8 protein-coding genes are annotated in these 11860 nt (G+C 62.1%); all 8 read right to left on the bottom strand.

Annotation, left to right across the window (positions count from 1 at the left end; genetic code table 11):
* Nucleotides 1-64: 64 nt before the first annotated feature.
* Complete coding sequence (locus ACPQ6D_RS20500; protein WP_423226217.1) at nucleotides 65-697, bottom strand: YesL family protein; 633 nt, start codon at nucleotides 695-697, stop codon at nucleotides 65-67.
* A 47-nt stretch (nucleotides 698-744) separates the two neighbouring features.
* Nucleotides 745-1638 (bottom strand): carbohydrate ABC transporter permease, encoded by an 894-nt coding sequence (locus ACPQ6D_RS20495; protein ID WP_423226216.1) that lies wholly within the window; start codon nucleotides 1636-1638, stop codon nucleotides 745-747.
* A gap of 10 nt (nucleotides 1639-1648) precedes the next feature.
* Nucleotides 1649-2890 (bottom strand): carbohydrate ABC transporter permease, encoded by a 1242-nt coding sequence (locus ACPQ6D_RS20490; RefSeq protein WP_423226215.1) that lies wholly within the window; start codon nucleotides 2888-2890, stop codon nucleotides 1649-1651.
* 95 nt (nucleotides 2891-2985) lie between these two features.
* Nucleotides 2986-5568 (bottom strand): ABC transporter substrate-binding protein, encoded by a 2583-nt coding sequence (locus ACPQ6D_RS20485; RefSeq protein ID WP_423226214.1) that lies wholly within the window; start codon nucleotides 5566-5568, stop codon nucleotides 2986-2988.
* Between the two features lie 553 nt (nucleotides 5569-6121).
* Nucleotides 6122-8968: a beta-phosphoglucomutase gene (pgmB, locus tag ACPQ6D_RS20480; RefSeq protein WP_423226213.1), complete on the bottom strand. Its 2847-nt coding sequence runs from the start codon at nucleotides 8966-8968 to the stop codon at nucleotides 6122-6124.
* Nucleotides 8969-9023: 55 nt separating this feature from the next.
* The gene (locus tag ACPQ6D_RS20475) at nucleotides 9024-10046 is read right to left on the bottom strand and encodes a LacI family DNA-binding transcriptional regulator (RefSeq protein WP_423226212.1); all 1023 of its coding nucleotides are present in this window, start codon (nucleotides 10044-10046) and stop codon (nucleotides 9024-9026) included.
* 199 nt (nucleotides 10047-10245) lie between these two features.
* Nucleotides 10246-10854, bottom strand: coding sequence for a hypothetical protein (locus ACPQ6D_RS20470; RefSeq protein ID WP_423226211.1), 609 nt, complete (start codon nucleotides 10852-10854; stop codon nucleotides 10246-10248).
* A 61-nt stretch (nucleotides 10855-10915) separates the two neighbouring features.
* Nucleotides 10916-11857, bottom strand: coding sequence for a shikimate dehydrogenase (gene aroE, locus ACPQ6D_RS20465; RefSeq protein WP_423226210.1), 942 nt, complete (start codon nucleotides 11855-11857; stop codon nucleotides 10916-10918).
* Nucleotides 11858-11860: the final 3 nt, after the last annotated feature.

Here is an 11860-nt window from a genome sequence, read left to right as displayed (position 1 = left end):
CATTCCCAGTCTGAGGCAGGATCGGGGAGCAAAATCGGCGTTTGCCCGTAGCGTTGCAGTTTCATCAAGCCCTCCGTTCGTGGTTCCCGGTTCTTGGGCGCCGCGCATCCAGGCGGTTGGCCACGACCAGGTTTCCCCACAACGCCAGCCAGGCCATCATCACCGCGCCTAACAAGAGGCCCGAGAAAATGCTGACCGCGATCAAGAGCAGCGCCAGCAGGCTGTAGACCAGGGTGAAACCAGGATTGAGCAATATCATCTTGCCTGCGTTGCTCAGCGTAGTCGCGACGCGACGATCTTCCTGGACCAGGTAAAGCGGCCAGTAGTAGAGGTTGAGCGTGAACCAGGCGAGGAGTAGGAGCGTCCACGCGTAACGCAGGATGAGAACCAGCTGCCCTTCGGCTCGCGCGTAGAAGAAGAGATTGAATCCCAGGACGCCGTACACGATAACCTGCAGCGCGCCCCAGGCCCACGATGCGGCCAGGTGCTGGCGCAAGGCGCCGATCACGTCCTTGAAATCAACCAGGTCGCCCTCCATCACCTTGCGCGCCACGACATACACGCTCACCGTCATCGGAGGCCCCAACACCACGGTCAACTGGCCGACCAACCACAGGACGTTGAGAACGAGCAGGAAAAGGAGTTCACGCCACCAAAGGCGCAGTGCGCCCACGAACAAGCGAATGGAATCAGCCATGTGAAATTCTAACCAGGCGGCGCCGCGCGGCGCCGCCTGGTCATTGGTTATCCCTTCAACCCTGCGTAACTGATGCCTTCGATGTAGTACCGACTGAAGAACGCGAAGAGGATCAGCACCGGAATGGCATTGAACATCGCCGCGACCAGGGTCAGGTTCCACTGGGCCTTATACTGCTGCTGAAATGTGGAGATGGCCACATTCAGCACCCACATGTTAGGCGTGTTGAGGTAGAGAAGCGGCGCCATGAAGGCGTTCCACATGCCCTGAAACTGGAGGATGAACACGGTGAGCATGGCCGGGCGCGCGAGCGGGATTACCACATCTTTGTAGATCTGGAACTGCGTTGCGCCATCCATGAAGGCCGCTTCTTCGAGCTCATGCGGCACGGCTTTGAGGAACTGGGTGAGCAGGAAAATGTTGCCGGCGCCAATCGCGCCCGGAATCAACAGCGACCAGTACGTGTTGGTGAAGCCGATCTTGGTCATCAATACGTAGCCAGGAATCAGCGTGATCGCGCCAGGGATCATCATGCTGGTCAGCATGAAGGTGAAGATGGCATCCTTGCCGGGAAAACGCAGACGTGCGTACGCATAGGCAGCCATCGAGCAGAAAACGACCTGCAGCAGCGCCGATCCGACTGCGATCAGGGCGGTGTTGAACAGCCAGCGCGGGAACGTAGCGCCCTGGCCGAAGTCCGTTGTCCATACCTTGACCCAGTTCTGGGTGAGCCATGCCTTGGGCAAAAAAGCCGGCGGGTAGGCGATGATTTCAGCATCCGTCTTGAACGTACCCATGAACGCCAGGATAAACGGCGTCAGGGCCACAAGCCCGATCACGACGAGCAGCACATACTTGAGAACAGTCTGAATGTTGCGCGTGCGCCTGGACTGTTCGGACGACGGCAGATTGAGCGTGCGCGACGCTGTGGTGACAGCCATGAGCGACCTCCTAATACTGCTCTGTCCCGCGCTCGATGAACGTGCGCTGCAGGTAGGTAAAGACGAAAATGATGATCGCCAGGATGAAGGCCATGGCCGAGGCGTAGCCCATCTGGATCCCTCCCTGCGTGCCTATCGCCTCGCGATAGATCAGGTAGACAGGCGTCAGCGTGGTCCCCAGCGGCCCGCCGCTGGTCAGGATTTTCACCTGGTCGAAGATCTGGAGGGTGCCGATGGTGCTCAGCACCACGACGAGCAGGATGGCCGGACGGATCATGGGCACCGTGATCTGCCAGAACTGCGTGCGGCTGTTCGCGCCATCGAGCGACGCAGCTTCATAGAGAGAAGCCGGCACATCTTGCAGCGCCGCCAGGAACATCAACATGAACGTCGGAATGGTCGTGAAGATGTTCTGGAACATAATCGCCATCCACGTGATGCTGGGGCCGCGCAGATACCACTGGTCCGATGGGATATTGCCGCCAAAGGCGATCGTAATCAATTGGAACAACCCACGAGGCGAGTTGAGCCATTCGATGTTCTGCCAGTGAATACCAAAGAATCCAAGAACGTTGGTGAAGAAGTAGTTGAGATAGCCGGTCTTCAGGTAAAGCCACCAGAAGATCATCGAAATCACGACAGAAGAAGTCACGCTGGGCGTGTAGAAAATCGTGCGGAAGAAGTTTTTGCCCCGCAGGTTGCCGTTCAGTAGAACGGCCATCATCAGCGCCAGCATCGTCTGCACGATCGTCACGACCACGGCATACCAAAAGACGTTGACGAGCGACTGCACGAAGTCCTTGGTCTGGAATGCCTTCTTGAAGTTCTCCAAACCGTTGAAAACGGGCGACGTGAAGATGTCGTAACTGTGAAAAGCAATGTACAAGGCAAACAGGAGCACGCCGACCGTGAACACGAGGGTGATTATCAAGTAGGGCGCCAGGAACAAGTAGCCAGCGAGCATATCCTGGCGTTGGCGGCGGTTGCCCCAAGCGCGGAATACGACCACGGCGGCCACAAGTCCGGCTGCCACACCCAGGATGAGGCCGATCAATACGAACCAACGACCAGAGCTGAAGGCTTCGGCGAGGTAAGGCCCCAGCGGGAAAATTCTGATTCCCTTGGTAGGCGCCGAAATCAGCGCCGCGGCGCTGACGACGAACGCGGTGAGCAAAAAGGCGACCAGACCGGCCAGCCACGGGCGCCCTTGGGTGGGCGGTGCATTGGCGCGGGGCATGCTTGCGGTTGTCATAGTAAGCCTCCTCGGGCCTGACGGCCCATGCACGGGTCTAACGCGTACAGAAATCCTCCCGTAGTTCGGGGCCTACGGGAGGATGTACTCACGCGTTACTTGCCATCCAGGGCGTCTTGAACTTCTTTTTGGGCCTGGGCGAACGCTTCGTCCACGGTCTGATCGCCGAGGTAGACGCGTTCGAGGGCCTTGGAGATGGCGTCATTGACCTTGCCGGTGTTGGTTCCCCAGTAGGCGACGCGCGTCAGCGGGAAGGTTCCACCCTGGGCAATCGCCTTGTCGTTGGCATCCACCACGAGACCGAGCTGATCCGGGTGCGTGCTGTAAGCGAAGCCGGTCTTGACGATCTCGGCCTGGTTGGCGCGGCTGGTGAGGAAGATCGCGAGCGCGGCCGCGGCCTTGGGGAACTTGGTGGCGGCGTTGACGCCGATGCCGTTGGTGAAGATTACGTCAGCCTTGCCCTTGGGGCCGGTGGGCAGGGGGAGCGCCTTCCAGGTGACATCCGCATAGGTCTGGCGCATGAAGTTGATCATCCAGCCGCCCTCGTAGGTCATGCCGGCCAGCTTCTTGCCAATGGCCTCACCGCACCAGCCTGCGCCGACATCGGCTGCAGTCGCCAGCGCGCCCGACGCCTTCATGTCAGTCACGAACTTGGCCGCTTCTTTCATGGCCGGCGTATCCACCGTGGCCGTCTTGAAGTCGTCCGAAGCGTACGCGCCGCCGTTGCCGAAGGCAAAGGGGGCAAAGCGCGCCCAGTCTGGGCCCATGCAGAAGCCGCTGAACTTACCGGTCTTCTGGATGCCTTCGGCCGCCTTCTTGAGGTCGTCCCAGGTCCAGTCTGCGGTCGGTTCAGCGATGCCAGCCGCCTGGAAAGCCTCCGGGAGATAGATCAAACCAAGGGTGCCCCAGTCCTTGGGCAGCGCATAGGTCTTGCCGTTCAAGGTGAAGATGGTCAGCAGCGGCGCGATGAAGTCTGCACGCGTCGTGCCAGCCTGCGCCATGTAGTCATCGAGCGCCAGCAGCTGGCCGCTCGCACCGAAGGCGGTCATCAACTGATCGTCCACATAGATGACGTCCGGCGCGGTGCCGCCCGCCATCATGGCCTTCACCTTGGTCTGGAAGTCAGCCGGAATCGGCTGGAAGTCCACAGTGATTTCTGGATACGCAGTCTTGAAGCGCTCAATCGAATCGCGATAGATCTTCTGCTCGGTTTCGTCGCCCCAACCGGAGAAGACGATCTTGGCGCCCGATTCGACTTCGAGCTTCTTCAGCGCCGCGGCGGCCGGCGGCTCGTTGATGGCGCCGCTGGCAGCGCCGCCGCCGGTCAGGAACTCGGCCGCTTCTTTTTGGGCCTGGGCGAATGATTCGTCCACGGTTTGATCGCCGAGGTAGACGCGTTCGAGGGCCTTGGAGACAGCGTCATTGACCTTGCCGGTGTTGGTTCCCCAGTAGGCAACGCGCGTCAGTGCGAAGGTGCCGCCCTGGGCAATCGCCTTGTCGTTGGCATCCACCACCAGGTCGAGCTGATCCGGGTGCGTGCTGTAGGCGAAGCCGGTCTTGACGATCTCGGCCTGGTTGACGCGGCTGGTGAGGAAGATTGCCAGCGCGGCCGCGGCCTTGGGGAACTTGGTGGCGGCGTTGACGCCGATGCCGTTGGTGAAGATGACGTCGGCCTTGCCCTTGGGGCCGGTCGGCAGCGGGAGCGCCTTCCAGGTGACATCCGCATAGGTCTGGCGCATGAAGTTGACCATCCAGCCGCCCTCATAGGTCATGCCGGCCAGCTTCTTGCCAATGGCCTCACCGCACCAGCCTGCGCCGACGTCGGCTGCCGTCGCCAGCGCGCCTGACGCCTTCATGTCGGTCACGAACTTGGCCGCGGCCTTGACTTCCGGCGTGTCCAGCAAGGGAGCGGTGTTGTCGGCATTGGCAAAGGCGCCGCCGTTGCCGAAGGCAAAGGGGGCAAAGCGCGCCCAGTCTGGGCCCATGCAGAAGCCGCTGAACTTACCGGTCTTCTGGATGGCCTCGGCCGCCTTCTTGAGGTCGTCCCAAGTCCAGTCTGCGGTCGGTTCGGCGATGCCAGCGGCCTGGAAGGCTTCGGGCAGGTAGACCAGGCCCAGCGTGCCCCAGTCCTTGGGCAGCGCGTAGGTCTTGCCGTTCAAGGTGAAGATGGTCAGCAGCGGCGCAATGAAGTCTGCACGCGTCGTGCCGGCCTGCGCCATGTAGTCGTCCAGCGCCAGCAGCTGGCCGCTGGCGCCAAACGCGGTCATCAACTGATCATCCACGTAGATGACGTCTGGCGCGGTGCCGCCCGCCATCATGGCCTTCACCTTGGTCTGGAAGTCAGCCGGAATCGGCTGGAAGTCCACGGTTACGTTGGGATAGTATTTCTTGAAGCGTTCAATCGAGTCTCGATAAACCTTCTGCTCGGTTTCGTCGCCCCAACCGGAGAAGACGATCTTCGCGCCATCTTCTACGGCAATGGTCTTGACATCACCACCGGCGGTTGCGGGCGGCGCCATCGTCGCCTCGGGCGCTTTGGTCGCTTCCGGGGCCTTGGTTGCCTCCGGAGCCTTGGTCGGTTGCGGCGCTGTGGTGGGCGTGGCGCCCCCACAGGCCGTCAATATCATCGCGACAATCAACAACACAGCAAACAACGGTCGAACGTTGCGTTTCATCATTCTCCTCCTGCATCTGCTCGAAACCTAGTTCGAACAGCAATACGTTATACTTGACTGCCATCAACTATCAGCGGGGGGTGGAGGCTCCCAGCCGGTCTGTGACCGGCGTTGTTGGCCCCAATGTGCGGTTTCGCGGGACCAGACGGGGTCGCAGACTCCCCTCAGAACTTCAACCATCGGGGGAGTGTTCAGTTTCTGGACGCCTTTCACCTCCTCGTGTTAGGCCGCTGTTCGACGTTCGCTGCGTCCGCTTTGGGCGGCAAGCATCCTATGGTACATGCCGCCCACTTACGGTTGCGCCGCTTGCGAAAGTCGGAGCGCCGTTTGCTTTCCGGGAGCCGTCTGTCTTGTCTTTGGCCGGACGACAGATGGCTCTCTGTCTTAGCTCGCGTTTCTAGGCTGCTAACCGTGCGTGCCAGTTTGGACAGGATTCACAAGATGAACAGGATTTTTGCCCCGCGGTGAGTAAAAACAATCGGCACGGAGAGCTACATATCCTGTGAATCCTGTAAATCCTGTCTGTATTCTGGTCAGCCTCAGTGGTCACCGTGTTTCATGACGTGGGGGTCTGGATATCCACCGACTCCATGCGTCCCCGATAGACGAACTTGAACTGCAGCCGGCGCCAGTGGCGCGGCAGCCGCGGCTGCGTCGTCCAGCCTTCGCCGTGCAGGCGTAAGCCGCCAAAGCCCATGACCACCGCTTGCCACAAACCGCCCGCGCTGGCGCCATGCACGCCATCAGCCGCATTCCCGCGCACATCGTATAGATCAACCAACGCCGCGCGGCGGAAATGCTCGTAAGCCAGGTCCGGCTGGCCCAACTCGCAGGCCATGATCGCGTGAATGGCTGGCCCCAGCGACGAGCCGTAGGTGTGATCGGTGCGCGGCACGTAGTAATCCCAATTCGCGCGTTTGGTCGCGGCGTCGTACTCATCGTTCAGCAGGGTCAGCAGCATGATGACATCGGCCTGCTTGAGCACCTGGTGATGATTGGCGCCCTCGATCCCCAGCAGCGCTTGCATGGACTGGGCGCGCGGCTCATAAGCCGCCAGGTCTACATCGGTCAGGTTGAAGAAGCCATCGAACTGTTCGATCAATCCCGACGGCGTCTCCTGCTGGAGGTAGAGCCTGGCAATCACGTCCTGCCAGTGCGCCAGGCGTTCGGCGGTCAAGTCCAGACTGGCCGTCAGGCGGGCGGCCGCGGCGGGACGGTGTGCGCGCAGCCAGGCCAGTGTGCTGAGCGCCGTCTCCAGATTCCAGCGCGCCATGCGGTTGGTGAAGGCCGAGTTATCTACGTGGTCGTGGTATTCATCGGGGCCGATCACGTCATTGATCTCATAACGCTGGTTTGCTTCATTCCACGTGGCGCGACTGCCCCAGAAACGCGCCGTGTCCAGGATGATCTCGGCGCCGTAGTCAGCGAAGAACGCTTCATCGCCGGTCGCCAGCCAATACTGCCACACCGCGTAGGCCACGTCGGCGGTGATGTGCAGCTCGATGTCGCCGCACCAGATTCGAATCATCTCCAGGCTGTTCGGGCCAGGCAACCAGCGCGGGGTTACTTCATCGCCGGTGCTTGCGCTTTCCCAGGCGACCATCGCGCCCTCGAATCCCGCCTCTTTAGCCTTGCGCCGCGCGCCGGCCAGGGTGTGGTAGCGGTACATGAGCAGGTTGCGCGCGATGGCGGGCTGCGTCAGCGTGAAGAAGGGCAGAATGAAGATTTCGGTGTCCCAGAAGACATGCCCCCGATACCCGAAACCGCTCAACATCTTGGCCGGGATGCTGACCCGCTCGTCGGTGGGCGAGCCGGTGATCAGAAGCTGGAAGATGTTGTAACGCAGCGCCAGTTGGTCCGTTTGCGCGTCCGCGTCCCCTTCCACGACAATATCGCATACGTCCCAGTAACGCGACCAGGCAGCCGCCTGCTTGACCAGCAGATCGGCGTAGGACGCGGTCGTGACCTCGCGCAGCAGCGACTGGGCGGCCAGGGCTGGATCCGCGCCGTCGCGTGAAGTAAAGACCGCGACCAACTTCTCGGCCAAGATGGTCTGTCCAGGCTCCAGATAAACCTGGGCCGAGGAGCCGGGATGACCGGCGCAGTCACGAGAGCGATAGGTGACAGCGCCAGGCGCGGCGGCGCGCAGGTAGCCAGCCATGCCTAGATTGATCCCCGTGTGGCGCGTCTGCACCTGCAGCACCGCCGTTTGTGGATCAGGATTGTCCTGGTCAAGGACATGCCAGTGCAGGTAGCCCTCGTTCTCGACATGACCGTTCAACCCGGCGTGTATTTCCACCAGGCCGCTGAAATCCACCGGCGTTGCCTGGCAGCGCAAGACGAGCAGGTGAGGATTATCCAGGCTGGCAAAACGCTCGAACGCGAGATCGGTCGCATGGCCCCCAGGGCTGCGCCAGCGTATCTGGCGCACCAGAACCCCGTTGCGCAGATCGAGCGTGCGGCGGTAACTCAAAATCTCGCCGCAATCCAGACGGAAGGTTTCGCCATTGATCACCAGCTGAAGGTCCAGCCAGTTGGGAATGTTCACCAATTCGGTGAATACGAGGGGCGCCTTGTCGAACAGGCCGTGCACCAGGGTCACCGGCTTGTCGCCGGGGTAACCCTCTTCGAATGCGCCCCGCACGCCCACATAGCCGTTGCCGATGGTAAAGACAGTCTCTTGCCAGGCGAGCTGAGCGGGAGCAAAGCCGCTTTCTTCGACGATCCAAAGATCCGGCGCACGCTGCGCTGCCGCCAGCGCGCTCAGCAGGTCAGCCAGGCGTACGTCAGCCAGGCTGGGGCGGATCACATCGGCCATGCCCACGCGCGTGGGCGGCCCCAAGCCCACGGTGCGCATGCCGGCAGCCTGCGCTGCGAGTATGCCAGCCTCCGCATCCTCGAATACGGCGCATGCGTCCGGGGGCGCCCCCAATTGCGCGGCCGCGTGCAGGAAGAGGTCAGGCGCAGGTTTCGTGCGCTCCACGCTGGCGCCATCCGAAATCGCGTCAAACAGGTCGGCGATGCCCAGGCGCTCGATCACAGTCCAGGCGTTGCGGCTGGCCGAGCCAAGGGCAGTCTGGATCCCTGCGGCGCGCGCTTCGTGCAGCAGTTCCAGCGCCCCTGGCAGCAGGTCAGCGGGCGACACCTGCTCTAGCATATCCACATAATACTGATTCTTGCGCGCCATCAGGCCCAGAATCTGGTCCTCAGGCAATGACCGACCAGCCAGAATGATGTCCAGCGAAGCCCGGCGCGAAATGCCGCGCAGTTGTTCGTTCACGGTTCGGTCGAAGGGAAACCCTTCTTCATCCGCCAGGCGCTGCCAGGCGCGGTAGTGGTATTCTGCCGTGTCGGTGATGACGCCATCCAGGTCAAAAATGAACGCTTTTAGTTGCATGACCACCTGTTCACGCCTGTGGGCGCGCTCCTTGTTTTCGGTTTGGCGACGTCGTGACCGCTCACCGCGCCGCACTCGATGCCCGCACGATGAGCTCGGGTTGCAGCAGCACATGGGACTCGGCAACCGAGCGGCCGTTGACGAGATCAATCAGCATGGTCACCAGCCGTTCGCCGACTTCAGCCACCGGTTGGCGCAGGCTGGTGAGGGGCGGGCGCAGAAAACGCGCCACCGGGGCATCGTCGAAGCCCACCACGGCGACATCACGTCCAACCATGAGCCCGGCGTCGGTTGCCGCGTTGATGGCGCCCATGGCCATGAGATCCGAGAAGGCGACGATGGCGCTGGGGCGCTGCGCGGGCGGGAGCGCCAAAAGGCGTTGGGCGCCTGCATACGCATCATCATGGGTATTTTCGATCCGCATCACCCAGGCCTCCGGCGCCGGAAGGTTGGCCGCAGCCAGGGCCTCGTGGTAGCCTTCAAGCCGATAACGCCCGGTCAATGAGGGGGCTGGCCAGGCCAGGCAGCCGATACGGTGATGTCCCTCCGCCATCAAGTGCTCCATGGCCATGCGTATGCCCGCGCGGCCATCCACATCTACCCAAGGGAAGTCCCACTCTGGATTGGAGCGACCGAAGGCGACGAAGGGAAAGCGCGCGCCTAGCAGCGCACGCACCCGTGGGTCTTCCAGGTTCGTGTTCGAAAGCACGAAGCCGTCAACCTGGCCGGATAGCATCATCTCTTCATAGACGACGAGTTCTTCTTGGGGAGAGGCGGTAGGAAAGGCAAGAATGCGATAATCGTGATGGGCAGCTGCTTGGGCCATGGTTTGCCAGAATTGATCTAGAACAGGCGTGAATTGACTCGGCGGCACGGGACGCCAAGAATAGCCCAGGAGTCGCGTCTTGCTCGCTTGCAGATTGCGAGCCGTGATGTTGGGCCGGTACCCCAGACGGCTTATGGCTTGCAGCACGCGCGTGCGCGTATCGTCCCCGACACGGCGCGAATCGTTGAGGACGTACGAGACGGTCGCAATGGACACACTCGCTTCTTTCGCCACATCGTGAATCGTGATACCAGCCATCTAAACGTTTAACTCCTTTCGCCAAGAAAAGGCTGCCCAACCATGGGAGCAGCCGATGCTAAACGTTTAACCTTACGCCTCATTATAATACGGAAGTCTCGATTTGTCAAGACCTTTTTGTTAAACGTTTCAAAGATCTTGTTGCAATGGAAGACCGCGAGTGAATGCGGCGCGTACGACAGGATCCGGCGTCAAAGCCTTATCCACGCCGTTCTACAGGCTCCAGGGCGGGCGCCGCGCGGCGGCGCAGCTCCGTCTCACGCCAGATCAAGGTGGTTGCGGCCATGAGCAGAAAACCGGCGGCCGCGCCCACCAGCCACGGTTCCAACCACGGCCAGGGGTTGAGGCGCACGGCCAGCGTCCAGAGGACGGCCAGGATCGTCTGCTGCGCGGCCAGCTTGAGCATGGCCGCGGGGACGGTCAGCCGCCGCCTGCTGGAAGTGGGGAGAACGGTGGTTTGCCTGGTCTGCCGCAGGCCGTTGAGCAGGTGGAGGACGACGAGGTGCAGCCGCGTGACGATGATGCCGCTGCAAAGCGCATAGAAGAGGAAGGCGTCTTCGCCTGTGCGCACGAGGCTGCCAATGACCCACAGCATGACGATGACGCCCAGCGCTGCGGCCAGAAATGGCCCATACCACCAACGCTGCGCGGCCACCGCCGGCCGCAGCCAGGGGTTCAGTTCATACAGCGTTCCGGCTTTCAGCGCGGGCCGCGCCGCCCACAACGTCAGCCAGTAATCGGCCAGCATCAACAGGCCGCTGGCGAGCGCGGCAAGCTGCCAATAGGGCGCTAGACTGGTTGTGTTCATCGGCTCCTCACATCGGTCATTCGTTCTTCACCCCATCGAGCGGGGTGGCGCAAGCCCGCGCTCAACGATCGTTCGAGAGATGGCGCTGCGCCAGGGCCGTTTCGACGGCGGCGCGCATGACGGCGACCGGCGCGGGCCGCCCAGTCCAACGGGTCAACGCGGCCGCGCCCTGTTCCACCAACATGCCCAGGCCATCCATCACCGCCGCGCCATCCATCTGCGCTTTACGCAGCAGGGCGGTCATGCGCGGCGTGTAGACCAAATCATACACGACCTGGTCAGGGCGAAAGGCCAGGTCCGCGTCCCACGGCATCGCCTCCACGGCCGGCCACATGCCCACGGAGGTGGTGTTGACAACCAGGTCGGCGCCAGCCGCCGCCGCCAGGCCGTCCGGGAAGACAGCGCACGAGAGGGTCGCCGCCGGGAAGTGACTGCTGACCAGGGTCGCAATGGTTTGCGCGTGCGCCAACGTGCGGTTGACGATAGTAACGGATGCGCCGGCTGCGGCCAGAGCATAGACCACAGCACGCGCCGCGCCGCCGCCGCCAATGACCAAGACGCGTCGGCTCGCTACGACGAGGCCGTGCGCCGTCAAATCCGCGATGAAGCCTATGCCATCCGTGTTGTCGCCGAACAGGTGTTTGGATTCTACATCGTCCTCGCTCAACGCGCCAATTGGCGCCGCGGGATGCGCATCCGCTGGCGGCATGTCCCAAAACAGCGTGTTGACCGCCCCGATCGCGCGGGCGGCCGGGGTCAAGCCGTCGAGGTGGGGAATGATCGCCTGTTTGTGCGGCACGGTGACGTTGGCGCCCACATACTTGTTAGCGCGCAATGCCTGCACCGCGGCCGCCAGGTCGGGCGGCGGCACGGGCAGCAAGTCATAGGTCCACGGCAAGCCTAAAGCCTGCAACGCTGCGTTCTGCATGATCGGGCTGAGCGAGTGGGCTACGGGCCAGCCCATGACGCCCAGGCGAGGCGCCGCCGCGGTGATTGCGCCCATCGC

The sequence above is a fragment of the Candidatus Amarolinea aalborgensis genome (assembly GCF_900491745.1).
Taxonomy (GTDB): Bacteria; Chloroflexota; Anaerolineae; order SSC4; family Amarolineaceae; genus Amarolinea; species Amarolinea aalborgensis.
The sequence above is the reverse complement of the archived record's forward strand: the minus strand, read 5'-3'. Positions and strand labels throughout refer to the sequence as shown.

Bases quoted from the DNA above. Each gene is read 5' to 3' on its own strand.
- ACPQ6D_RS20500 (WP_423226217.1), bottom strand. From the start codon at position 697: ATGGCTGATTCCATTCGCTTGTTCGTGGGCGCACTGCGCCTTTGGTGG.
- ACPQ6D_RS20495 (WP_423226216.1), bottom strand. From the start codon at position 1,638: ATGGCTGTCACCACAGCGTCGCGCACGCTCAATCTGCCGTCGTCCGAA.
- ACPQ6D_RS20490 (WP_423226215.1), bottom strand. From the start codon at position 2,890: ATGACAACCGCAAGCATGCCCCGCGCCAATGCACCGCCCACCCAAGGG.
- ACPQ6D_RS20485 (WP_423226214.1), bottom strand. From the start codon at position 5,568: ATGATGAAACGCAACGTTCGACCGTTGTTTGCTGTGTTGTTGATTGTC.
- ACPQ6D_RS20475 (WP_423226212.1), bottom strand. From the start codon at position 10,046: ATGGCTGGTATCACGATTCACGATGTGGCGAAAGAAGCGAGTGTGTCC.
- ACPQ6D_RS20470 (WP_423226211.1), bottom strand. From the start codon at position 10,854: ATGAACACAACCAGTCTAGCGCCCTATTGGCAGCTTGCCGCGCTCGCC.
- aroE (WP_423226210.1), bottom strand. From the start codon at position 11,857: ATGGGCGCAATCACCGCGGCGGCGCCTCGCCTGGGCGTCATGGGCTGG.